The organism is Butyrivibrio sp. FC2001 (assembly GCF_000424125.1).
GTDB lineage: Bacteria > Bacillota > Clostridia > Lachnospirales > Lachnospiraceae > Butyrivibrio.
This window is the reverse complement of the sequence record NZ_KE384132.1, coordinates 122,812-148,713: the sequence shown is the minus strand read 5'-3', so window position 1 is coordinate 148,713 and position 25,902 is coordinate 122,812. Positions and strand designations below refer to the sequence as shown.

11 protein-coding genes are annotated in these 25,902 nt (G+C 42.9%); 1 reads left to right on the top strand and 10 read right to left on the bottom strand.

Annotation, left to right across the window (positions count from 1 at the left end):
* Nucleotides 1–2 precede the first annotated feature (2 nt).
* Nucleotides 3–560 carry an ECF-type riboflavin transporter substrate-binding protein gene (locus tag G601_RS0114375; RefSeq protein WP_026665778.1) on the bottom strand — a complete coding sequence of 186 codons (558 nt, stop codon included), beginning with the start codon at nt 558–560 and terminating at the stop codon, nt 3–5.
* Nucleotides 561–779: 219 nt separating this feature from the next.
* Nucleotides 780–1,229 (bottom strand): Hsp20/alpha crystallin family protein, encoded by a 450-nt coding sequence (locus G601_RS0114370; protein WP_026493721.1) that lies wholly within the window; start codon nt 1,227–1,229, stop codon nt 780–782.
* A 244-nt stretch (nt 1,230–1,473) separates the two neighbouring features.
* Between G601_RS0114370 and G601_RS0114365 the strand changes: the two genes are divergently transcribed.
* Nucleotides 1,474–2,382, top strand: coding sequence for a LysR family transcriptional regulator (locus G601_RS0114365; RefSeq protein ID WP_026665777.1), 909 nt, complete (start codon nt 1,474–1,476; stop codon nt 2,380–2,382).
* A 47-nt stretch (nt 2,383–2,429) separates the two neighbouring features.
* Here G601_RS0114365 and G601_RS25210 read toward each other — a convergent pair whose 3' ends face one another.
* The 8 genes from G601_RS25210 to G601_RS23430 all read right to left on the bottom strand — a co-directional run bounded on the left by G601_RS25210 (nt 2,430) and on the right by G601_RS23430 (nt 25,805).
* The gene (locus G601_RS25210) at nt 2,430–7,301 is read right to left on the bottom strand and encodes a family 43 glycosylhydrolase (protein ID WP_051205878.1); all 4,872 of its coding nucleotides are present in this window, start codon (nt 7,299–7,301) and stop codon (nt 2,430–2,432) included.
* 23 nt (nt 7,302–7,324) lie between these two features.
* Nucleotides 7,325–13,129 carry a glycoside hydrolase gene (locus G601_RS25205; protein WP_051205876.1) on the bottom strand — a complete coding sequence of 1,935 codons (5,805 nt, stop codon included), beginning with the start codon at nt 13,127–13,129 and terminating at the stop codon, nt 7,325–7,327.
* A 163-nt stretch (nt 13,130–13,292) separates the two neighbouring features.
* Nucleotides 13,293–14,351, bottom strand: coding sequence for a LacI family DNA-binding transcriptional regulator (locus G601_RS0114350; RefSeq protein ID WP_026665776.1), 1,059 nt, complete (start codon nt 14,349–14,351; stop codon nt 13,293–13,295).
* A 203-nt stretch (nt 14,352–14,554) separates the two neighbouring features.
* On the bottom strand, nt 14,555–18,598 hold the full coding sequence (locus tag G601_RS26945; RefSeq protein WP_242834429.1) for an endo-1,4-beta-xylanase: 4,044 nt from the start codon (nt 18,596–18,598) through the stop codon (nt 14,555–14,557).
* Between the two features lie 502 nt (nt 18,599–19,100).
* On the bottom strand, nt 19,101–20,003 hold the full coding sequence (rsgA, locus tag G601_RS0114335; RefSeq protein WP_026665775.1) for a ribosome small subunit-dependent GTPase A: 903 nt from the start codon (nt 20,001–20,003) through the stop codon (nt 19,101–19,103).
* A 15-nt stretch (nt 20,004–20,018) separates the two neighbouring features.
* On the bottom strand, nt 20,019–22,025 hold the full coding sequence (gene pknB / locus G601_RS0114330) for a Stk1 family PASTA domain-containing Ser/Thr kinase (RefSeq protein ID WP_026493714.1): 2,007 nt from the start codon (nt 22,023–22,025) through the stop codon (nt 20,019–20,021).
* On the bottom strand, nt 22,022–22,765 hold the full coding sequence (locus G601_RS0114325) for a Stp1/IreP family PP2C-type Ser/Thr phosphatase (RefSeq protein WP_026493713.1): 744 nt from the start codon (nt 22,763–22,765) through the stop codon (nt 22,022–22,024). The genes pknB and G601_RS0114325 overlap by 4 nt, the downstream gene beginning before the upstream one ends.
* Before the next feature lie 205 nt (nt 22,766–22,970).
* On the bottom strand, nt 22,971–25,805 hold the full coding sequence (locus tag G601_RS23430; protein ID WP_155834562.1) for an FAD-dependent oxidoreductase: 2,835 nt from the start codon (nt 25,803–25,805) through the stop codon (nt 22,971–22,973).
* Between the last annotated feature and the right edge of the window lie 97 nt (nt 25,806–25,902).

The following is a 25,902-nucleotide window of genomic DNA, read 5'->3' as shown; positions in this document are numbered from 1 at the left end:
GATTATTCCTCCACTGACAGATTATTTGATTTCTCTGCAATCTTGGAATAGCCGGCAATAATAAGAGTTCCAAGGATACCGATAATGATTATATTTCCAAGGAAAGCAAACGCACCCTGTGTGAAGACTTTATTTACAGGTTCAGCATAGATCAAAATATCAAGTGCAGGTGCAACAGCAATCCATGCAATTGCATTTGCAGCAATCTGAACACCGTTAAAAATAGATATAGAGCTCTTTTTTGTAAAGCCACCATCCTTAACAGCATACTGCTTAGCAAATATACCGATGATCGCACCTACAATTCCATCCGGGATAACCCAGCTCCACCATACAGAGCCCCAAAAGATAGCATCTCCGAGCGCATGTCCAAGTAACCCTATAATTCCCCCAACTATAGGTCCAAAAACCGTAGCAAAGAAAGCCATAACAGCCATTCTGGGCTGAAGATCCGTATTAGGGATAACAACCAGCGGAACCTGAACAGACGTAAGAGCCACAAAAAGAGCGGTTCCTATGCCCACTGCTACAACTTCCCTAATGCCAAACTTTTTCTTCATACATATCCTCCTCGCTTAAAAAAACATTTTATTCAACTTAATTATTATACATTATTTTTTATTACCTTAATATACGAATTATTGGTATATAGCTAAAAGTCTTTCTTATAGCTACAGCAAAGAAACGGCCCGGTGTAATCTTTGCACCGAGCCGTTTAAAGCAACATATTTAAGAGTTTTTAGGTGGAATTATCTTGACTATCTGCTTCTTACTTCTAATCAGCCTTCTATCATTATCATCTTCTTCTCAGGAACCTTAGCCTGCTCCTTCTTAGGAACATTGAGACTAAGTACGCCATCCTTGAAGCTTGCCTTGATATCTTCTTCTGTAAGATTCTCACCTACATAGAAGCTTCTCTGCATTGATCCGCTGTAGCGCTCCTGTCTGATGAGCTTACCCTTACTGTCTGTCTCATCCTTATCAAGGCCCTTAGCAGCGCCTACTGTAAGGTATCCGTTATCAAGCTCAAGGGTAATCTCTTCCTTCTTAAATCCCGGAAGATCTATGTCAACTTCATAGTGATCCTCAGACTCATGAACATCAGTCTTCATCAGTCTCTCAGGATGTCTTCCGTAGAGCTTCCTCTCGGTGTTATCGAAGTCGTTAAACATCGGGAAATCAAACCAGTTATCAAATAACTTCTCATCAAAAATACTAGGCATCAACATAATAATTACCTCCTATATATATGACTTTTATTTTCTTCGAGCATCGGAACCGGAGACTTTACAATTATTATTGCTCCCTTTATTTCTGTTCCCTTGTTCTATAACTGTTATAACACTTGTTAGCACTCTTGTCAAGTGAGTGCTAATTATTTTATAAAAATTTCCCTCATGTCAGAAAACATGAAACTAATATACTATTTATATGGTATATTAGTAGGTAAATAAAATAATGAGGTATCAAACCATGACAATATTACAACTTAAATATGTTATAGCAATCGACGAGGAGTGTTCCATAAGAAAGGCCGCTGACATACTATACGTATCTCAGCCCGGTCTTTCCAGTGCAGTGCGAGATTTGGAAAAGGAGCTCGGAATCCAGATTTTTGAACGAGTACACAATGGTGTTGTTACAACCTCAGCCGGTGCATCATTTATAGCTTACGCAAGGAATGCTGTTGAGCAGTTTGCAAAGGTGGAAGAAAAATATCTTAATAAGGGAAGCGTAAAGCCCACCTTTTCAGTTTCAATGCAGCACTACACCATCGCAGTTAATGCCTTTATCGATACCGTAAAGGAATATGATTATGATGAATATCAGTTTTCAATCAAGGAAACTCAGACAAGCGAAGTTATTGAAGACGTAAAGACCTTAAAGAGTGAAATTGGTGTTATTGCCCTTAGTGATTTCAATAAGAATACCTTTAAAAAGATATTCGCAGATGCTTCCCTTGAATTCCATGAGCTTTTCACCAGAAACACCTACGTCTATTTAAGAAAGGACCACCCTCTTGCTGACAGGGAGGAGCTTTCCCTTGAGGATCTGCAGGACTATCCCTGCATGGTTTTTGACCAGGGTGATAATACCTCCTTCTATTACAGAGAGGAAGCTCTTGCAACCTATGATTACAAAAAGGTTATAAGCACCAACGAACGTGCTACTTCCATAGAGCTTATGCTTGGTCTTAACGGCTATGCTGTCGGTGCAGCGATGCTTGGCGACAGCCTTAATTCCTCTGATCTTACGCATATCAAGCTAAAAGAGGACGAAACCCTTACCTTTGGTTACATCACAAGAAAGGGAGTATCCTTAAGTGAAATGGGTCAGATGTTTGTCGAAAAATTAGAGAGTTTTATTTCTGAGAATGATTAAAAAAGCCCTGCAGCCTTTAATAAAGCTGCAGGGTATTTTTGTATAGATTATTTCTTTTTTCCCAAGCTGATCTTCTTAAGCTTTCCGTTCTTACCAAAGTGATAAACAAGCTTTCCGATCTTAACCTTTCCTGTCTGCATTACTCCTGACTTATCAAAATAGAAAAGCTTTCCTTTGATCATCTTAAGACCTGTGAGGACCTTTCCCTTGGCATTGGTATAGTATTTCTTACCATCAACCTTGTGGAAGCCCTTCTTGGCAATGCCCTTGCTGTTGAAGTAGTAGAGCTTTCCATTTAACTTAACAAGTCCCTTAACTGTACTTCCATCATCAAGAACAAGCTTATACTTACCTTTGTTCTTGCCCTTTTTGATCTTGCTAACCTTACCGGTTACAACTGTTGAATCTTCCTTTACAGTTGTCTGTTCTGACTTATCATCTGCTGAAACAGTCTCAGGCTTGCTTTCAGGCTGAGTCTCCTGGTTTGCGGGCTTATCCTCAGGTTTAACGTTAGACTCCTCCTCAGGCTTTTCTTCCGGTGTATCTCCGGGCTGAGGAGCAGGTTCAGGCTGAGGCTCGGGGTCGGTATTAGCTGGAGTCTTATCAAAATCGACTTCTCCATTGTAGAGCTTCATAACCTCTGCACTGTTAATGGGTCTGTCAAAAATGCTGTACTCATCTATCATGGCTGTTGTGTATTCACCGCCTCCCCAGTTAGCTTTACCTATCTGAGTAATTCCGTTTTCACCAAGGATATCTGAAATAACAACATCACTGTTAACTGCGCTTACAAGCTTGCCGTTTACATAGAGCTTGGTCATATCCTTCATGAATACAACTGTTACCATCTTCCACTTGTTGCTGTATCTGGTGATATCTGCAGCATTGTTGGTACTTCTTGAACCATGATTGTCGTATCTCTCAACATGAAGGAGCTTATCATTTGTTAAAGGATCAATGATTCCAAGGTAATGCTCGTTGTTATTCTGCGGAGTATCTGAGCTTCCTGCTGCATAGAACAGCCACTGGGTTTCATTTTTAACCTCAGTATTACTCCAGTAGTTTACAGTCAGTTCATCAAGCCCTGAAAGAAGTGAAGAGCCATCCTCGTTTGTAAGAGTAAGGTACTGCTTTGATTTTCTATCGAGCTTAATTGCCTTATTGCCATCTCGATCAGCCACATCATATCCGCTCTCACCGGGAGTTGCTACTGCACCGTTTCCTGCAAAGCCTGTTTCCTCATCATCGAATGTAAAATGAGCGATTGCAGCTTCTGCAAGAGATGTGGGATAGGTTATGTCGCTGTCATCATAAGCCCATTTTTTCTCAATGGCCTTATACTCTTCATCGGTTATTCCGATTACTGTTCCGTGTCTCATTGTGGACGGGAATGAGTACTCTCCTGACTCAAGTCTCTTGAAGTTTCCGCTTCCAATATCTGTGGTCAGGCAGGGATAATATCCACCGCCGCTAAAGTTATCAAGGAGCATGCACCACTTGTTTTCATTGTTGAACTTGAAAATTGTTCCGCCTTCAACCCACTGATTCTCGTTGAGGAAGCTTGAAGGAATACGTGTCCACTCACCTGTAAGTGATGATGCAGTTTCCAGAATTTCAAACTTACCGCTATCAGGATCACCCTCTGCTACTGCAGCATGTGAACCAGCTTCATCTTTTGAGATACGATAATAGGTCTTTGTTCCGTCTGCATTATCCACAGCTATTACAGATGTGTCGATAACACTGATATTTTCACCGTTTTTATTCTTTAAGTGAATCCATACCTTAGGTTCTGAGAAGGTATAGAAATCTCTTGTGGTTGCATACCATACCTTATGATAGTTATCTATCATTGATGCCCAGAATACTATGTATTCACCTGTCTCATCATCATAGAAAGCTTCCGGAGCCCAGGTGCAGCCGGCTGCATCGTCCGCAACCTTTACCATACGCTGCTCGCCCCAGTTCACCAGGTCTGTAGACTCCCAAACCATGATACTCTTGGAACCATCAGTCTGAGCAAGTCCCCAGCCGCGTCCATTGTTGATCTTAAGGTCTGTAGCTATAAGATAGAACTTATCACCCTCAGGTGATCTTATAATGAAGGGATCACGAAGACCCTTTTCACCTAATGTTGATTTGATTACAGGATCACCTACGTTAAGTGCTGACCAGTTAAGACCGTCCTCACTGTCTGCAAAGTATATCTGCTCTCCGTTAGCTGTGTTTTCACCTGTGAAATATGCAAACAGATAGTGGGTAAGGTTCTTTTCTGCAGCCTTAGCCTTTACTGTAAGCTCGATGTCTCTTTCTACAGTCTCTGATCCAATTGTAAGAGTTGCTGTAAGTGTTACTTTCTCATCCTTATCTGTTCTGTTTACAACACCCTTCTTAAAGTTTCCGTTATCCTCATCGGATACAATCTGAGGTGCAGAAGATTTCCATGTGATTTCTGATCCATTCTCACCCTTGTCAGGAAGTGTTATGTTTCCTCTGATATCGTCAGCATTGGGAATTGTGATTGCCGTTGCATCTGCCTCAAGTGCATCCTTGGATGAGCCTACCGTAACTGTCATCTTAAAGGTCTTCTGCTCATCAGACAGCTCCTCCATCTCAACCTCTTCAGTACTTGTAAATACAGGTCTTCCGTCTTCATCAAACCTAAGGATAGCCATGTGTGCATTTCTGCAGGGATCATAGAGAGGATCCTTGTCATGCCACTCGCACTGTTCCTTGTAGCACTTTTCGTCTCGCGCATGATAAACAACAATGATGTTTCCGTCCTTATCAACAGTAAAGCTGTTATGTCCGGGTCCATACTGACCTACAAGGTCCTCAGTTTTAAGTGCTGCATATTTGCTCTTTTTCCAGCTATCAGGATCCATCAGATCAGAATTCTCATCTGCTGTAAGAAGTCCCATGCAATACTCAGGGCCTGTTGTAGAACCTGAAAATGCTACATAAATCTTTCCATCCTTTTTAAGAACCGCAGAGCCTTCGTTTATTTTTTCACTGCCATTCATCTCCCAAGAGTACATAGGCTCGGAAATAGTGACAGGATCTGATGCAAGCTTCCAGGGCTCCTCTGTATTAAGCTCTGCCATCTTAAGAACAGACGCGCCGCTTTTATATGCCCAGATAACGTAGCTCTTAGCACCTGAAGTGAACATTGTCATATCAAGTGTAAATGCGTCAAAGGCACCCTTTTCATTTCCGTCCTTGTTTACAAATCTTCCCTTCTCTTCCCACTTTTCAGGATTAAGAAGATCATTGGAATCTGTGCAGTGAAGTACGTAAGGTCTGATGCTCCACTTATTTCCATCGCAGCTTCCTGCAAAATATACATACCAGTCACTGCCAATCTTATGAAGCTCAGGTGCCCAGATGTGATACTGCAGCTCTCCGTTTTCATGCGCATTCCATACAGTTACATCCTCTGCTTCAGCCAGACCTGCAAGAGTCTTACTTCTTCTGAGTGCAACCCTGTCGTAGCCATGATTCTCATCGCCATAAGCAGGCCATGAAGATGTCATGTAATAATATCCATCTGCATCATTGTAAACAACATAGGGATCAGCCTTCTGCTCTGCCACAGGACTTCCAAAGTATGTAAGCTTTCCTGTAAGCTCATGTGTGCCAACAGATAAATCCTTTGCATTTATTACTCTGTTTCCATCCTTGTCAAACCAGGCAATAACTGCATCTTCCTTGGAGTCGCCATTGTTAAATGTAAGCTTGGCTCCTGTATTCTCAACGAATGAATAATCCTCACCGGGAGTTACTTCAAGGCTCTCGCTGTAATTTGCTTCAACTCCCGTAACTCTTATTCCAAGATCCTTTACAGGCTCTTTTTCCTCTTCTGTCTCAGCATTTTCTTTATACTCTACAGCCTCAACATCCTTGCTTTCATAGAGAGCTGTAATTTCCTTTTCAGAAAGAACTCTGTTGAAAACAGCAAGATCATCCATGATCATCTGGGAGTATTCTCCACTGCCCCAGTTTGCCTTACCTATCTGAAGAATGCCGTCGTCGCCGCCAAAGATATCCTTAAGAGAAACCGTTGAATCAACGCAGCTCTTAAGCTTTCCGTCGATATAAAGTGATGTACTGTTTTTATCAGCTACAACAGTCACCATCTTCATTCCGGATACCTTAGAGGTTGAAGCAGCTGCAGGTCTTCCCTGATTGTTGCTGTAATATCTTTCAACAGATATAGTCTTATTTTCCAGAGGATCTGTTATTCCAAGATATTTTTCACTCTGCCATGCCTGCTGATTTGTATTTGGAGCTGCAAAAAATGCCCAGCTCGTTCCTTCTTTAAGTGCATTACTAAAGAAGTTTATTGTTACTGTCTCAAGCCCTGAGAGAACATTCTTCTCCCCATCAATGCTCTTTACATCCAGCCACTGGCCTTCAACAAGCTTCAATGCTTTTTTGCCAACACCTTCATTTTCTCCGTTGTCAACAAGCTGGTATCCACTGTTAGATGTAGCCTTAGCACCTCTTCCGGTAAAGCCCTTTTCATCGCTGTCAAAGGTAAAATGAAGAACAAGATTGCTGTCACTTATTTCCGGAACTCCGGGGTCTTCTTCCTCGGGAGCAGCATCCTCTCCTTCCTCATTTTTCTCAGCCTTGTCGTTATCCTGGGTAGCTTCAGTATTATCACTTTCTGTGCCATTATCTGTTTTTACAGATTCCACATTACTGTCAGGCTTATCACCTTCTTCAATATCTTCGCTGTCATTATCGTTACTATCTCCATTAGAGACAGCAGAATCATCTGCTGCCTCAATAGGAGTATTTAAAACTGTGTCTGAATCATTTTCAGCATGTACCTGAATTCCCCCTACAGGTACTGCCGTAACTGTCATGGCTGCTGATAGAGCTACAGCAAGCCATCTGTTTTTACCTTTCCACATAACCTTCTCCTTCCCTACTAGGATTAGCGTACTTCCTTAAGTTTTCCGGATTTACCAAAGTTATAAGTAGTTCCTTTGATCTTAATTTTTCCGGTTCTCATGACACCGTCTTTTCCGAAGTAGTAAACGTCATCACCAATCTGGGTGATTCCCTTTGCCATTTTTCCGTTTTCATGGAAATAATACTTATTTCCTTTAATCTTCTTGAATCCGGTAGCTACAAGTCCCTTCTTATTGGTGTAATATTTTGCTCCCTTTACTTTGTGGAAGCCCTTCTTTGAATAACCCTTCTTGCCAAAGTAGTATCTCTTGCCATTGTTGTTCACAAAACCCTTAGCATAGGAACCATCAGAAAGCTTCAGTCTGTAAGCTCCCTTTTTCTTACCCTTTGTAACCTTTTCGAGTGTTCCGCTTAAGCCTTCATCCTTTGCAGGCTGCGCATTTACCTTATCCTCTGCTGAAGGCTCTACCTTACTGTTTTCCTTTTCATCCGAAACTGTCTGAGGGTCTTTATTCTCATTTTCATTTGGCTCTTCGACTTTAGGTTCATCTTCCTTATTATCTGAAGGATTCTCAATCACATCTTCAGAATTCTTAACGATACCTATGAATGAAAGAACAGGATCAGCGCTTGCCTTCTTGCTGATGCTTACAGTTACTGTACCCTTCTTGGTAACTGTAAATGAAAGACTCTCTACTCTGGTGCTGTCATTGGATGCAAGTGTGAAGTCCTTTGTTGCAAGCTCACCCGCTTCATCAGTTACACGAATTCTTGTTCTTCTGGAAGTGTTCCACCACTCCTGATAACCGGTAAGAACTGTGTATTCACCTTCCTCAAGCTCAAATGAATAATCAATATTCTTATTTGTTCCTGCCCAGTAGCCATGCTCAAACACACCGTTTCCGGAATTCTTTATACCGATATCATTTATAGCCTTCTCACTGTCATCAGCGATGAGTGTTCCTGTATAGCCTGCCTTGTTTTCTTCTGAATAAGCCTGATCTGCTACGCTGTTACGAAGCTTATTTCCGGGCTCACTCTTTGCAAGCTCAAAGAAGTCTGCTTTAGTACCATCCTCTGTGCCTGCGCAGTCGAAGAAGTATACAAGCTTTGAAGGAATGATGCTTACCTGATAGGTTATCTTCTTACCGTTATCTGTAGTTCCAACAACTGTAAACTCTCCGGCTTCCTTAACGTTATCTGTATTCCAGGTTACGGAAACAGTGCTTTCACCTCCGTTCTTTTTAACAATACTTATTTCAGAAGGAAGAAGCTTATTGAGATCCTCTACTGATGAAGCCTTTTCAGGAAGGTCAGTCTTAAAGGTAAAGCCTCCCATATCATCAAGCATTTCAAGCTTCCAATCGGAATATTTACCTATAGCGATTTTTCCTTCAGAACCAAACTCAATAGGAAGCCATACATATCTTGAATCCTTAAGTCTATCCTCAAACCAGCGGTCCCCCATATAGATGAATTTTCCGGCTTCAGGATCAACAGGTATTACGCAGGTGCTCTGTGTATCATAGGTTGTTTTGGAGGTATCCTCTGTGCAGGGATCACCCATAACAGTCCATTTACTCATGAGATCAGTTGTCACTGCATAGCTTGCCTGGTTAGGTGACCAGCCTGTGCAGCCTGAGGTGATGAGATAATATCTTCCCTCATACTTAAACATTGCAGGCGCTTCTCTCATGTTTTTAGAGATCATGTTGTAGTTCTCACCGTACTTTGCGCCTTCTGTATCAGCTGCAAGGCCTGTATAGGTATCATCAAGCTCAGCTATATACATGTTTGCATTACCGTCTGATGAGTAGATCACATAAGCTTTTCCGTTATCATCCTTGAAAAGGTTCATATCTCTTGATGAGCCCTTAACCTTATCCCAGCCAAGGTCTGCATCATCAGCGCTTAAAAGCTTTCTTGTTGTTATAAATTTGAAGGGGCCTGCAGGGCTGTCAGAAGTTGCGATACCTACCATAGCCTTGCCGTACTGTGAGCTGTCTCCGCCATTTCTTGTTGAAGGCATGAATCCGTCACAGTGCCACCACATTACATATTTTCCTGTCTTTTCGTTATAAAGGACCTTAGGTCTCTCCATAACTGTGCGGTCATCTGCTATATTCCAGTAGATTTCCTCGAACTTACTTGAGTACTCATTTGTGTCATCAGCAGGTGCACCCTTGTAATCTCCATAGAGACTGCTGAAGTACTCATCTGTATCAAAAATGCTGAGATCTGCTGTGTAATCTGCACTTGTAAACTTCCTATAATCCTTTTCAGAAACAGGGATTGCCTTAAATACAACTCCCTCATCTGTCCAGTTATAAAGGTCAGTTGATGAATAAGCATGTACTCCTGTCACAGGATCCATGTTGTAGGTCTTATCTTCGCCGTACCAGTAATACTTTGTCTCACCGTTTACAGTAAACTTCTGAACCTGTCCGCCGTGAGCCTGTACCATCTCTCCGTTATTGTCGTAGATAGGTTCGCCGGCAACTCCGGTAAAGCTTGTATAGGTTGTCTTAAAGCTCTCCTTGGAGCGCTTTGCCTTTACTATGATGTAGCTAAGGATAGGATCCTCACCTCTGCTTCCTGCCTCAGGATTATGTACAAAAAGATTGAGTTCATTATCAGTAACTGTTACGTCGTAGTTTTTTTCAGTAGTTGATTTATCACTTATGCTGAGCTGCTTTGCTACGTTCTTTCCTTCGAGCTCAATATCAACCTTCTTGGAGCCCCATCCTGAAGGAACCTTGAAGCCAACTGATACTTCATACTCGTTGCTGCTTCTCTCAGGAAGGTCGAAGGTATATGCAAAGCCTGAAACACCCTTTACGAAATTGATCTTATCTGACATGTAATAGCAGGTATCAGTGATTGATCCGTTTGTATTACCTGTCTGGATCATCATGCTGTTTTCATTGTCAGCAGCATATCCCCACTTAAGACCTGTCTCCTCATCAGCGCCATACTCCTTGTCTGTAACTGACTGATAGAGACCAGCCTTGTAGCCTGAGGGAACTCTTGTATTATCTGTTGTTCCGCAGTCTACAAGATAAAGCATGTAATCATTTGCTGCGATCTCGTCCTCTGTGAAGGTCTTAGCATCAGGTGTTGTTTCATCCATATCCTTATCGAAAACAACATGATCAATAATGTAGGTTGTGATTGAATCACCCTTTACAGTTGATGTCATATACTTTTCAGAAGTATTCACAACGATATCTGCAGCATCTGAAACATCTGCCCAGTTCTCGCCGTTTTCAAGTGAACCGCTTGTTCTGATTGCTGTTACATCTGAGCCTGTTGATACGAAGCCTGCAAGGTTAAACTTCCATGTCTCATCATTCCGGCTCTTATTTGTTGCCACGATTACAAGCTTTCTTCCCTTAGGATCATACGCTGCAACTGTGTCATTTCCTGAACCCATAAGTGTGTAGCCGGGTCTTATATATCTTGAGTACTGGCCGAAGGAATAGTACTTCTTTGTAAGAACTACCTTCTGGTTGCTGTGATCTGCAATTGCAACTCCCCAGAGGCTCTTGCCTTCCTTCTCGTTGTTATTGCTAAGCCACTCCTCAAGGCTGTCTGAATTGTCATACTTGTTATAAGCTTCATTATACTTTGATGCTGTCTCATTTGCAGCAATGTCTTCCTTATCTGAAATATGAGTATCGATGATATCCCAGATTATCCAGGCTGAAGGCATAAGGCCGTTCAAGTCTGTGATAAGTCTTTCTGAAAAGCCGAGTGCGCTTGACATCTCTCCTGCGCCTGCCACGGTAAATGCGCCATCAACTTCACTCATCCAGAGGTTCTCGCCACTCTCTTCAGCAAGCTTTCTAAGACCCTTGCGGTTACTTCCACTGTAGGTGTGGGTATCAATTCTTGTTACATAATTCTTTGCCTCGTCTGAAAGAGCCTTGTAGGATGTAATAGCTGTATCGATGCTTGTTTCATCTGATGCTGAAAGAATTACATCTGCAAGCCCTTTTTCCTGGAGCTTCTTAGCAAAGGCTGTGATGATTCTTGACTGGGACTCGCCAATATCAAAGTGGCAGCCCTCCTGCTTATCGCTGTTTGCTGCCCAGTAATCTGTGTATGGCTCGTTCATAGGTGTTGCACTCTGGAAGATGATGCCTTCCTTGTACCAGTGTTCAACCACATCAGCCATGTATGTAGCAAAGGCTTCAACAGAATCCTCTCTGAGGTTATCCTTGCTTGCACTGTTGTTTCCTGAGGAGCATCCGCTTACTGTCATGAAGTACGGAGGTGAATTTGAAAATGCCTCAGCTATAAAGTTATCAGTGCCTGCCTTGGCTATGGCAGCCTCAAGAACATTTACCTGATTTTTATCTGCATCCCAGTCATAGTTCCATGCAAAACCGCAGCTTGTATCGTATCTGTCGAAGGCTGAAAGATCTGTATCATCAGTAATCTTAGTTACATCTACGCAATAGCCAGGAACTGCTGAATCGGATCTTACGATGTGTGCCGGATGAGCAAAGGGTGTGTTCGGAACATTTGAATAATCAATGTCTTCTGTATATTCATCAGCACCCTCGGGAAGTACTCCCTCGTCACCGTTTTTCACAACAAGAAGCTTAACAAAATCCAGTGTCCAGTCGTGTACGCCACCGATTGTAAGTACGTTTCTGCCCTCAGTGAGCTTTACGTTCTTAAATGTAACTCTGTAGAGCTTATCGTTTGTTGTTTCAGCGATAATGTCGCTGTTTACTTCAGCGCCGCTAACTTCATATTTCTCTGTTACAGTCTCGCTTGAAGAAGGAGCCGACGCTTTTTTAGCGGGCTCTACCCCTGCTTCAGAGGGAGCTTCCTGCTCATCCTCATTAGCCTCAGGCTCATTCTCTGTTTCAGTTTCTTCCTGAGAGGGCTGTTCATCTTCTACTGCAGGAGTATCGCCATCCTGAAGTTCGTTATTATCCTCCGGAGTTGTAACATCTGCAGGCTCTGCGTTGCCATCTGTAATAGCATCCTCTGTAGCTATGTCAGCTTCCTCACCAAGAGTAACAACTGCCACATCAGCGTCCTCTGCTGCAGCTTCGTTTATATCAGGAGTAACCTCTACGCTCTCTGTGCTGACAGCAGCTCTGTCAACCTTAAGTCCGACGCCTCTGCTATTCTCACCGGAAAGTGTAAATATCATTTTTACCGTGTACTCATCTGTTGCAGCTGCATCCATATTGAAAACAAGATTTCCACCGCTTCCGGGTACATCATCAAGTTCGTTTATCCATCCGATAGTATTTAATTTGCCAACCTTATCTCCCGCTGCAAATCCAAAGTCAGCATCTGCCTTAAGATATCTGGCATTGCCGAATTTTCCCATCTCGCTGCAGTTCATATTTGAACCGGTGTATGGAGTTACCGCTCTGTCAGCGGTCATTATTATTGCTTTCTTATTCCTCGGAACCTCCACCTTTTTGCCATTGTCATGGAGCTCATAGGTGTTGTCGCCGCCGCCCACATTGTAGCGTCCGATGGTAAGACCAAGGCCTTCATTTTCATCGAAGAAATATGTGGCAGCCTGCTGCGTAAGCTCATCGCTGTAACCGATACGATTAGCCCACCAGCAAAGAGAAGTTCCAAATCCCTGGAACTCTCCAAGCCCGTCACCATCTGTGTCATTAAAGGTTGAAAAATCTTTGGTATTGATCTTGACAGTCTTATCGACTTTAGACTCAGCTGCTCTGGTTGTGATAGCTGTTCCTTCAAAAGGCAGCCCACCAAGCAGCGTCACTGCAGAAACTGATGCGGATAGAAGCGCACAAGTTCCCCGTTTACAGAAACCCCTTCTCTTCATAAATATCCATCCTCCCTAAATGAATTATTGAATAATCAAACCCTAATTTTTGAAAATATTTATGAGTGTAAGTAAAATTTTATTGTATTTTTTACTTACTAACAATGGGGTGTTTTTACTGAAAATTTACTTAATTATTTATGTACTTTTTCGTATGGACAAATTATATCTTTTTAACACTATCTCTCTTTGAAAGACCTGTGGGCACAAGTACCCTTATAGGCAACATATTTTCATCAAAGAAAAGCTGTGTCATGGTATTAACCGCAACCTTCGCCATCTCATCTATGTAAATATGAATACCAGACAGCTGAGGCTGTGTGTAGGTCGCTATGATCGTGTCGTTAAAGCCAAGAACACTGGCGTCATCAGGTATAGACAAGCCGGCACTCTGAAGCCCTCTCATAACATTGATGGCAGTGGTCTCATTAAAAGCAAAATACGCAGTCGGAAGATTCTTTTTATCATTACCGGAAATAAACTCCGTAATCTTCTCAATTGCATTACTTCCTGTGGAGTCAGTCTCAATATAGACAGGCTCAAGATCATCCTTATGGATTTTTGCCATATCCTTGAAAATCCTGCGTCTCATCTCAGGAGCCTTATCCCCCTTTGAATTGCGGGTTTCAACAGGGCCTACGAAGGCAATTTTCTTATGCCCCATCTCCAGAAGATAATCTATTCCCTGTACCACTCCTGTCTCATAGTTAGGCTGAACAGAGCAGTATTTTATTGCATCCGGAGCTGAATCAAGGAATACGATTCTTGAAGTAAGTCTCTCCATGGCCTCAACCCGTCGTCTGGAAAAAGGTCCAATTGCTATTATTCCATCGATGCTGTTCCCAACCATCCTGTAGCACTCTTCTTCGCTGTCAAACTGAAGCATTGTGGTCTCGATGCCCTTTTCAAGGCATACTCTCTCCACATTGCTCTTAAGATAAAGATAATATGTATCATCAAGGAGCTCCGTTGTGCTGTGCATCTCGATAATACCTATCCTCTTGGCTGACAGAACCGGTCTGTTAACATCAAGAAGCTCATCAACAGGAAGGCTTCCCTGCTTTCTCTCAAACTTTGTCTTATAATTCAGCTTCTCCGCAGTATCAAAAATAATCTCACGGGTGCTCTGAGGAACATTCAGGGTCTCATCCCTGTTCAGTACTCTTGAGATTGTTGCCACTGAAAAGCCACATTCATTTGCAATTTCTTTTAAAGTAGACATATTTTTCCTTTTCAAATCTCACAAATAAAAACTATTCGATCAATGTCGGTAACATTTTTACTAAATTTTACCACTTTTACCTTATGCAGTCACGGATAAAATTCTATCAGTTACAGTTTCCGGAAATAATCGCAGTGAAAGAATAAAATAAAAACTGCGCAGAAGAAAGTGTTCCTCTGCGCAGACATGTTCTTTAAAAATTTTTAGTTAAAAGAATATCCGATTGTATCGCCGATTGAACCATCACCAAGAACGCCGAACTCAACGCTCTGACCGTCAGCGATATATCCGTTCCAATCAACAGGAGTGATCACATAGTACTCGCCGTCCTCTGTAACATTTACGTTCCAGCTTGATCCAATGTTGATATCACTCTTCTTGAGCTTAAGTGTCCATGTGTTCACATCAGCTCCAGTGTTGTTGGAAATCTTGAAACTTACCTGATATCCACTTCCCCAGCTATTGATTGAGTAATCAAGTGCAAGGCCATCTGAAGCAGGTGTCTCAGGCTGAGGGTCCTCTGCAGGAGTTTCAGGCTGAGGATCTTCTGTAGGCTGCTCAGGCTCTGTGCTCTGAGGATCTTCAGCGGGCTGCTGACTTCCACCCTGCTCACCTTCGATCTTCTCAAACTGCCACTGCTGGTTAGGATTACCATAGTATGTCCACTGGCATACGTTTGTGCCATCAGCTGTCTTATGCTCGTATACATCTACATTCTTTGTACCGTTTGAAGCCTTGGTAGCAATTGTGTAAATGCCATCCTTGTCTGTTTTTCTAACTACAAACTTCTGAGCATCTCCGCCGTAGCCCTGGTAGATACCGATGTTTGCTCCATCCTCGTCCTCACCGTTGGCAACGTCGAGCATTACGCTTCCGAGCTTACTTGTAAGTGTGATAAATCCGTCATCAGTATTGGTTACATACCACTTCTGTCCGTCTACGCCTGTTCCTGTGCTGATGTATACATTTACCCATCCATCTGCATTGTTGCCTTCTACAGTAAGGTACTTCTGTGAAAGTGTATTCTTGAGGTAATACCAGCCATCAGCGATGTAAGCTGCATCATGTGTATCACCTGCGTTCTCAGGCTCTTCTGTCTGAGGATCCTCCTGAGGTTCTTCGTTCTGAGGATCATCTGAAGGTGTAGGTGTCGGAAGAGGCTGAGGTGTATAGCCTGATGTAGGTGTTCCAAAGGTCTCTGTGTAAGCCTGGATTACCTTGTCATAAGCGGGCTTCTTGGATGTAGGTGTGCTGAAAAGTAACGGCTTAGCATTATTTATCCATGTTACCTGATCTGAAAGTCCCCACCATGTAATACTTGTGATCTTCCCACCATTCTTCTTAAGTGAGTTAATGTTCTTGTACAGATTATAAGCATAATTTGAAAGATCATTATCTCCGCTGTTTGTGATATCCATCTCTGTGATCTGAACTTCAAAGCCTGCATTCAGGAATGACTTAAGTGCAGTTGTGTAGTAATCAACAGAAGGATAATTTGTTCCAAGGTGAGACTGCATTCCCACACCTGAGCAAATCTTCTGGTCAGAATTGATATAGTTCACAAGCTTGATTACATCATTAACCTCCATGTATGTGTTGTAATCGTTGTAGAAAAGTGAAACTGAATCTGTAAGCTTAAAGTAATCAAGTGTCTGATAAGCGTATGTAAATGCCTTCTTAACATAGGGAGCATTTACCTTATTGTTGCCGTATACAGCTTCCCAGCCGGAGTTACTTGCATGAAGGATCTCGTTTGCAATATCCCATGCATAAACTACACTGCCGTACTCGCTAAGGTATACATGGTTCATAACTGTCTTTACGTACATCTCAAGACGTGCATCCATTGTGCTCTGATTTACAAAGCCACCATTTCCTGCATATCCGTTTCTGAAGAACCATGAAGGAGTCTGTGAATGCCATACCAGTGTATGAGCTCTCATTCTAAGACCGTTGTTGTAGCAGATCTTCATTACTTCATCAACTGTATTGAAGTTGATCTGAGGAACTGTTGATTCCTTATAATTGTCCGGGATATAGTATCCACGGTTCTTTGCTTCGCTTACTGAAATGAGCTTAGCTGAGCCACCAAGAAGTGCGTCGGGCTTCATCTCATTTTCAAGTGTAATACTGTTGTAGTTCTTCTTGATAAGATCAAGAGTGTTTGCATCTCTAAGCTGATAAAGGTTGATGCAGGTTCCTGAATATCCGAAGGTCTGACCATAGGTATTAAGGAGAGTTAAGTCGGAAGGATTAAGAGCCTGTCCGCCCTGACCCTGGTTGCCACCCTGGTTACCGGACTGGTTGCCACCCTGGTTATCAGAGGATGAACCTGAACCGTTATCCCATGAAAGGTAATCAAGATATGCATCCCATGTTCCGTCATCGGATGTAACTGTAAGCTCAACAGTTGTAGCACCAGTTGCATGGCTTACGTTCTCGATAGTGTACTCAGCAGGATACTCATCGCCGTAGTAGAAGGTTCCCTTGGACTCTCCGCCAATCTTAAGCTCTACCTTAGCCATGTTGCTGTTGTTGGAGCATCCGCGAAGTGTAAAGTTGTGAGTACCATAAGCAAAGTACTGGTCAAAGCTTACAGTGTCCTTGTTAGCATAAAGAGCAACGCCGTTGAAAGGACTTGTAATAGTACCTGTGTACTGACCGCTCTTGGTCATGTTCTCACACTCGAACTTGCTGTTGTTAGTCTGGCTGTCCTGGTTCTGACCCTGATTATTATCCTGACCCTGGCCTTCATTTCCGCCCTGGTTTCCGCCGCCTGCTGTCTCACCTGTGCCTGCAGCCTTCCAGTAATCAAACTCAAAGCTTCCGTTAAATACAAAGCAGATGTTCTTTATACCGGATACATTTTTCATAGTGCCGGTAAACTCTGTATTCTTGTTGTTTGTGTTAGAAAGATTGATTGTTCCAAGGAGACTTCCGCTGGGACTTCCGTCTCTTACCTGGATAGTACCTGTACCTCTGCTGTTAACGCTTACTGTTATGGAGCTAAGTCCCTTGGAGAAATTAACTCCCTTAACCTTTGTGTAGTCGCCGTTAGAGATACTGTCAACCCATGCTGTTCCGTCGCCGTTACCTGAAACGCCGATTCCGCTCTGAGTAAACATTGTCTCAGCCTGAACAGCAGAATAAGGATCAACATATGAAGTCTGTGAAACACCTGTCATTGAAGGTGTAAGTGAACTGATCTTACCATTTGAAACTGTAAGCTTATCAATCTGAGTTGTTCTGTAGCCAAGGCTCTTACCTATAAGCTTGGATTCAACTGATCTTGTGTGATAAGCAAGGTAGTAGTTTCCGCCAAATTCGAAAATCTGGTGATGGTTATTACCTGTTGAGCCGTTAAAGAAGATACCGGGATTCTTCATAACTTCGCCCTGATAGGTAAAAGGTCCCATAGGACTGTTACTTGTCATATACTCAATTGCTGCATTATTGAATCCATTCTTGCAGTTCCAGTTAGAGCAATATGAATAGTAATACTTATTACCGATCTTATTGATGCCTGAGTCCTCGAAGAGATAAGGTGCATCAATTGTAGCTGCTGAGCCTGAAACGCTTGTCATGTCAGCGCCAAGCTTGATAACTCTTGCTGTCTTGGGATGCTCGAACTGATTGTTAGGTATTCCGCCACCGAAGTAGAGGTATCCTGTTCCATCAGAATCCACAAGAACTGCAGGATCAAACATCCATGTTACTCCACTGCATCCGGGTGTAGCACCTGTGATAAGTGCCTTTCCGATAGGATCCTTCCATGGTCCTGTCGGTGAATCTGCTGTAAGAACGCCGATTCCGCTTCCGTTATTTGCAAAATAAAGGAAGAATTTATCCTTACCGTTTATCTTCTTACTTGTAATACAAGGTGCCCATGAATTCCTGGCCCACTTTGCTGCTCCGCCGCTTCCTGCGATCTTGAAGCTGCCGTGATCTGTCCAGTTAACCAGATCCTTGGAAGAATAACAATTCAATGTGTCAATCTTCGCATAAGTGTTTTCGTTGTTACCTGCAAGCTCCTGAGAGTCATTGGTTGCATAGATGAAAACCTCATCGTTATACACCATAACTCCTGGATCTGCGCCGTAGTTCTGAGTTACTACAGGGTTGTTCTCATTATCACCCTTAACGTAGGAACCATTTACCACACTGGCAGCTAACGAATTTGTTCCGTTTCCTATGACAAGCTCCCCAACCATCATAAGAGACAATAAAAACGTTAAATGTCTTTTCATTGCTTCCCCTTTCCTTTTTTCAAAACTTTTTCTCCCGCGTGCAATCCCGTATTTACACGCTTTTTCGCATTCGAGCTAACTCATTCTAGCAACAAAAAAATCTTTATACTTATCACATATTGCAGGCAAATAGCCATATATTGCGTTTTTACTGTAATTTCTTTGTGCACATTTTTAGTTTCCATGACCTCGCTCCCAGTCTTTATGTGCATGTTTGACTATTTTATGTGTTTTCCGTTTCAAATATTAATGTTTTATTAAGATTTATATGGGGAAAGCAGGCACTTAGCGGCCATGAGAATATATTTTTCTACATTCAAAAACCGATGCGACAGACTTGGGGGCTATCACACCGATTTTTGAAAAATATAATAAAAAAGTTTGGAATAATGATATTGTTGTATAAGTTGTTTATTCATATACAACATAAACAATTGTAACATTTATGTAATAATTGTCAATATGTTTTCAAATATTTTTTCAAATTATTTTCAAAAACCAGTTATCTGTATACCGGTTTCATGTTTTTTAGCTCCTGATAGATGATCTTATAGTTGTCATAACGCACCTTAGATATCTCTCCTGCATCCAGAGCAGCCTTAACGCCGCAATCCGGCTCTGCAATATGGCTGCAGCCACCAAACCTGCAGGAGGGCTCATACGGTTCAAATTCGGGGTAATAAAGCGGCAATTCCTCCGCTGTAATATCTTTTAGCGCAAGAGATGTAAAGCCCGGTGTATCGAATAGGTAGGTAGCCTCATTTTCATCAGAAAGAGCTGAAATATAAAACATCTCTGAATGTCTGGTGGTATTGCGGCCTCTCGAAATCTTACGACTGAGCTCACCTGTCTCCATTGCAGCCTCAGGATGAAGCTTATTAAGAAGCGATGACTTACCAACTCCGCTTGGTCCGGCCACAACAGAGGTCTTACCCTTTAGCTTCTCACAGAGCCTGTCAATTCCAACACCCTCGTGAACGCTTATGAAAATAACCTCATATCCGCATTTTTCATAGGCATCCATAAGCTCCTGCTGCTCTTCCTCCGATGCTATATCCTGCTTGTTGAAGCATATGATGACCGGAAGCCCGTTTCTTCTCATCTGTATCAGGAATTTATCAAGCACGTTGTAGTTGGGATCCGGCTTAACAATTGCAAACAGAATAACCGCCTGATCGACATTAGCGACCGGCGGTCTTATAAGCTCATTACGCCGAGGCAATATCTTTGTGATATTGCCTGTTCCGGCGTCATCATCAATTATTTCAATATCTACATCATCACCTACAAGAGGCTTTATATTGTCTTTTCGGAAAATGCCCTTGGCTTTACATTCATAAACCTTTTCACTACCGATGTTCACATAGTAAAATCCGGCGATTCCTTTAACAATCCTTCCCTTCATAGACACTCCAAAAAACTAATTTCCCTGATTAAAAGTAACAGCTCTTGTAACTGTATATTCCTCGGAAGTACCTCCGATAATGTTACCATACTCATCAGTAGTTGCAGGGCTTGTAGCTGTATAAGTAAATGTTATTACTCCTGTTGCTGATGTAAGTCCGGTACGAACAACTCCTGTAATCGGGAAAGAAGCTGTTGTGGTATCAAGAAGTGATGTGCCATCAGCGGTAACAAATGAAACGTGAACGGATACTCCGTCTGTATAGTTCTGTCCCTCTGTGGGAGCAGCTATGTCTCCTGAAAAGCTGTAGGTTATACTTGCAGGTCCTATAGACTTTTCAAGATTGATGGCAGTTCCGGGCTCAACCATTGTTCCAACAGGCTGGCTCTGAGCTGTTACAACATCTACACCATAGGTGTCACTATTAACATCAACGACCTGTCCCTGAACGAGGCCTGCCTCTGAAAGTGCTGCTATAGCCTCTTCGATAGAAATACCTACAAGATTAGGTACTGCAACCTTATTATCAGCCTCTGCAGTAGAAGCTTCTGCGCTGCTGGCCTCTGTAGAAGCCTCGGCAGATGTCTGAGCCTGTGCTTCAGCTCCCTTACCTGTACTTACAACAATCGTAACTGTTGATCCGCTCTCTGCGTAGGTATTAGCCTCAGGAGTCTGTGAAACTACTGTATTCTTGGCAAGAGTGCTCTCATCATCTTCTATCTTTTCAAATTTAAAGTTCTTATCCTTAAGTGCTGTTACAGCTTCAACATATGAGAGGCCTGTAACATTTGGAATCTGTATTCCATTTTCAAAAGAAGAAACATCTCCTGAAGCCTCAGAGAAAATCTCCTCCTCTGTAGAACCGCCAAGGATTCCAAGGGATCTCCCCACAAGGATAATAACTATGATTCCGACAAGAACCGCACCTATAATAGCAAGAGCAACAGTCAGTCTCTCAATACGGTTACTGTCTCCGAATGAATGGGGAGCATAATCATCCTCATCATCCTCGTAGTTATCATCATGGCGTCTGATATATTCCTTCTCACGTCTCTTCTGATTCTCGTACTCACGGATGCTCTCTTCATTAAGTCTCATCCGCTCTGTTTCGCTCATGCCGCCGATGCTCTTTGCTTCCTCTTCGGTCGCAACTCTGGTAGCACCCTCTTCATCAGGATCAACGAGATTAACAAAATCCTCATCAGGTGTTATGAGTGATCTCTTAAGGTCTGTTATGAGCTCAGCTGCGCTCTGATATCTTCTGTCAGGACTCTTCTGACAGCACTTCATTACTATCTTCTCAACACTTATCGGAATCTCATCGCTAAACTCTGCAGGAGAAGGTAAATCCTCCTGTATATGCTTAATAGCTATTGCGACTGTAGTATCTCCGTTAAAGGGAAGTCTTCCTGTGAGCATCTCAAACAGAGTGATACCAAGTGAATATACATCACTCTTGGCGTCTGAATAGCCGCCTCTTGCCTGCTCAGGGGATGTGTAATGAACAGATCCCATAACATTGGAGGTGATGGTATTACTGGTGGCAGCCTTGGCAATACCGAAGTCTGTAACCTTTACCTTACCTTCCTTGGAAATAATTATATTTTGAGGCTTTATGTCTCGGTGAATAATGTGGTTATTGTGAGCAGCTTCAAGTCCCATTGCAACCTGGATTGCAATACTTACTGCCTCCTTCACCGAAAGCCTTGATTTCTTTTCTATATATCTCTTAAGGGTAATACCGTCCACAAGCTCCATTACAATGTAATGGATACCGTTCTCATCACCAACGTCATAAACATTGACGATATTGGGATGCATAAGTCCTGCGGCAGCCTGGGCCTCGACACGGAATTTAGAGACAAAGTTATCATTCTCTGAAAATTCCTGTTTTAGGACTTTTACAGCAACGGGTCTATTTAACTTATGATCTTTTGCCCTGTAAACATCAGACATACCGCCGGTTCCTATTTTTTCAAGGATCTCGTATCGGTCTCCGATCATCATTCCTATCTTAATCATTCAGCTCCTCCGTCAGCAAAAGGCTCAATCAGGATAACAGCGATATTGTCCTTACCGCCATGCTGGTTTGCCATATCCACTAACTTCTGTGCCTTCTCTATAATATCTCTCTGTCCACTGACAATCATGCGGATTTCCTGATCCTCCAGCATATTGGTAAGGCCGTCGGAACACATGAGCACGATGTCCCCCTTTTCGAGCTCAACGTTAAAGAAATCAACATCAACAGTATCATCAGCGCCGATCGCACGAGTAATGATATTCTTCTCTTTATGCGTACGGGCTTCCTCAGGATCAAGGCCGCCTGCGCGTACCATCTCCTGAACAAGTGAATGATCACGAGTAATCTGCCTTATGTCATCACCAATGACATAAAGTCTGCTGTCTCCAACATTCGCAACCTGAAGGTAGCGTCCCATAACTGTTGCAGCAACAACAGTCGTACCCATACCGTAGAGGTGTTCATCCTCTGCAGCCTTGGCACGCAGTTTCTGATTCGCAATCTTAATTGCATTCTCAAGTATTCTCACCGGATTCTGCTCGAAGGATCTCTCGATTTCCTCCACCATGGTATTAACGGTGAATTTAGAAGCATAATCCCCTGCATTGTGTCCGCCCATTCCGTCAGCCACAATGAATACGTTAGACAAATTACCAATTCGTCTTTCGGAGGAAAATACATAATCCTGATTCAGTTTTCTTTTCTGACCAACGTCAGTAATGGAAAATGTCTTAAGCAAGGATGTCTCCGATCAATAAATTATTTTTGGCTTATAGATGCTCATTATATCGTTCATAATGAACCTTTGCCAATATAAAAATATACCACAAAATAGGCGCTTTGACAATAATTTAGGGACAAAGTATATCGTCCTCTGCCCGGTGTTTATAAAACCACCAGTCCAGATTCTGACACACTTTGTCCCATTCATTCAATTAATCAGATTACTTCTTTCCGGATGTCTTCTTACCGGATGCCTTTTTACCGGATTTTTTCTTGTCGGATGACTTCTTTCCCGACACCTTCTTAATCAGTATCTTACCTGCACGCTTTACAGCATAAGGACCTACCTTCTTAAACTTGTCCTCTGCGCGTACCATGACACTCGCTTCAGGAATATCCCTGCTAAGATGGATGGCGTCAAACTCACACTTGGTTGTGCAAAGTCCGCAGCCGATACACTTGTGCTCATCAACGGTTGTTGCGCCGCAGCCAAGGCATCTGTTCGCCTCCTTCTTAACCTGCTCCTCAGTAAGTGTAAGTCTTAAGTCCTCAAATGTATCCTTTGCTATGCCTGCCTTTTTGCCAGGAATCTGACGAGGTGCATTGTCAAAGCTCTCAATCCTTATATCATCCTTGTCCAGTTCAATAAACTCTCTTCTGTCTCTTGCAAGATCGAGTCTGTTTCCGGGATGAACATATCTGTTTATTGAAACAGCTGCCTCACGTCCACCGGCAATTGCATCTATAGCGAATCTGGGACCTGTGAAAACATCTCCGCCTGCAAAGATATCGGGCTCTGCAGTCTGAAGTGTAAGAGGATCAGCAATTACGCCTCCGTTAGGACGAAGCTCAACCTTTGTTCCCTTAAGAAGGTCTCCCCAAACGATTGACTGACCAATTGATAAAAGGACGTTCTCACACTTGATAGTGATGGTATCCTTCTCATCATACTTGGGATTAAATCTGCCATCGGCATCCTTTACTGAGGTACACTTCTTGAATACTATTCCAGTAACCCTGCCATTCTCAGTGAGGATTTCCTTCGGTCCCCATCCGTTTAATACTTCGATGCCTTCTTCCTTTGCTTCTGCAACTTCATCCTTCGCAGCAGGCATCTCCTTTTCGCTCTCAAGACAAAGCATGGTAACCTTGGAGGAGCCGGCTCTTACAGCACTTCTTGCAACGTCGATAGCAACATTTCCGCCGCCGACTACTACTGTATCGCCATTAACCTTCTCATTGCGGTCAAGGTTCACCTTTCTAAGGAAGTCCACACCTGTCCGGACTCCTTCAGCATTTTCACCGGGCACACCTGCATAGCGTCCGCCCTGACATCCGATTGCAAGGAAAAATGCTCTGTAGCCCTGCTTTCTGAGTTCTTCTATAGTTACGTCTTTTCCTACTTCAACACCGCACTTAAACTCAATGCCCATCTGCTTCATGACATCAATTTCAGCCTCGATGATATTCTTTTCAAGTCTGTAGCTGGGAATACCATTCATGAGCATTCCGCCGGGGCGATTTTCCTTCTCAAATATTGTTACAGGATAGCCGTCTCTTCTAAGGAAGTATGCAGCAGAAAGTCCTGAAGGACCACCACCTATGATAGCAACCTTATACTTATCGGACCACATTCCTCCATCATGCTTTTCGCAAAGAGGTACGTATCTTTTATCCTTGCTAAGATCAAGAGATGCAATGAATTTTTTGATCTCGTCAATTGCAAGAGGCTCATCAATTGTTCCTCTTGTACATGCGTCCTCACAGCGTCTGTTACATACAGCACCACAGATCATGGGAAGTGGATTATCCTGCTTTATGAGCTTTAGAGCATCCTCGTATCTGCCCTCAGCAGCCATTTTAATATAGCCCTGAACTGAAAGGTGTACGGGGCAGGCAGTCTTACAGGGTGCAGTACCCGTCTCATAGCAGTTTATCTTGTTATCATCACGGAAGTTGTAGTTCCACTTATCAGGTCCCCATCTCTTTGCATCGGGAAGCTCAACCTTGGGATACTGAACCTCTGTGCCGTCCTTCCTGCAAAGCTTCTGTCCTAGCTTGGCAGCACCTGCAGGACATACCTCAACGCATTTTCCGCAGGCTACGCACTTACTCTTATCTACATGTGCTCTATAGGCTGAAGCTGAAAGATTAGGTGTGTTATAGAGCTGTGATGTACGAAGCGCATTACATACACCGGGAGCGCAGTTACAGATAGCTACAATTTTACCCTCGCCGTCTATGTTGGTGATCTGGTGAACATAGCCATGACGCTCTGCTCTCTCCAGAATCTCATACACTTCCTCTTTTGTTATATAATGACCGATTCCGCGGCTGTCCATGTACTCAGCCATATCGCCCATTCCAATGCAGTACTCACCACGGATCTCACCTGAACCCTCGCCTCTCATTGTCTGCTGCTTTCTGCATGAACACTCTGATACGCCAAATTTGTCATACATATCAATCCAACGAGACAGATGCTCAACAGGCACTGACTGATTTTCAATGCTGATAGCCTTCTCAACGGGAATGACATGCATTCCAACTCCTGCTCCTCCGGGAGGAACCATCTGAGTTATTCCGCCAAGCGGAAGCTGTGTCATAAGGTTAAAAAAGGTTGCAAGCTGCGGAAACTCATCCGTAAGCTTATCCTGCATCATCATAAACTCAGCAGAACCGGGCACGTAAATCGGCAGCTCATACTGCTTATGTCTGTCAGGAGTCTTTGCGCGGTTCATCTCAAGAACGCCCATCCATACGAGCTTATCTACAATTACTTTGGCCTCTTCAACGCTCATGTTGTTCATCTTAGCAAGCTCTTCGATGCTGTAGGGCACTCTTGTCTTTTTGAATTTTGTAAGGAATCTTGCCTGCTCCTTTGTAAGGATCATATCAAGCATCCAGTACTCAGGATCTCTGTTATTGATCTTTCTCCTTATCTTCTTTGCGTATCTGTCTGTAATCATCGTCGCAAGCTTAAGTATCAGCTTTTCTTTTTCGGGATCCTCTGCAACATAATTCGGATCCTGCCAATAATCATTTTCATTGATCATCGGATCGCCGATTTTCCAGTCTTTCATGTTCATTCTCATAAAAAATACTCCAAACTTTTCTATTATTTTTTTCTGAATTAATAAACATAAACCTCTC

Excerpts from the sequence above, each read along its gene's own strand:
- G601_RS25205 (WP_051205876.1), bottom strand. The coding sequence starts at position 13,129 with ATGAAGAGAAGGGGTTTCTGTAAACGGGGAACTTGTGCGCTTCTATCC.
- G601_RS0114350 (WP_026665776.1), bottom strand. The coding sequence starts at position 14,351 with ATGTCTACTTTAAAAGAAATTGCAAATGAATGTGGCTTTTCAGTGGCA.
- G601_RS0114365 (WP_026665777.1), top strand. The coding sequence starts at position 1,474 with ATGACAATATTACAACTTAAATATGTTATAGCAATCGACGAGGAGTGT.
- G601_RS23430 (WP_155834562.1), bottom strand. The coding sequence starts at position 25,805 with ATGATCAATGAAAATGATTATTGGCAGGATCCGAATTATGTTGCAGAG.
- G601_RS26945 (WP_242834429.1), bottom strand. The coding sequence starts at position 18,598 with ATGAAAAGACATTTAACGTTTTTATTGTCTCTTATGATGGTTGGGGAG.
- G601_RS0114375 (WP_026665778.1), bottom strand. The coding sequence starts at position 560 with ATGAAGAAAAAGTTTGGCATTAGGGAAGTTGTAGCAGTGGGCATAGGA.
- pknB (WP_026493714.1), bottom strand. The coding sequence starts at position 22,025 with ATGATTAAGATAGGAATGATGATCGGAGACCGATACGAGATCCTTGAA.
- rsgA (WP_026665775.1), bottom strand. The coding sequence starts at position 20,003 with ATGAAGGGAAGGATTGTTAAAGGAATCGCCGGATTTTACTATGTGAAC.
- G601_RS25210 (WP_051205878.1), bottom strand. The coding sequence starts at position 7,301 with ATGTGGAAAGGTAAAAACAGATGGCTTGCTGTAGCTCTATCAGCAGCC.
- G601_RS0114370 (WP_026493721.1), bottom strand. The coding sequence starts at position 1,229 with ATGTTGATGCCTAGTATTTTTGATGAGAAGTTATTTGATAACTGGTTT.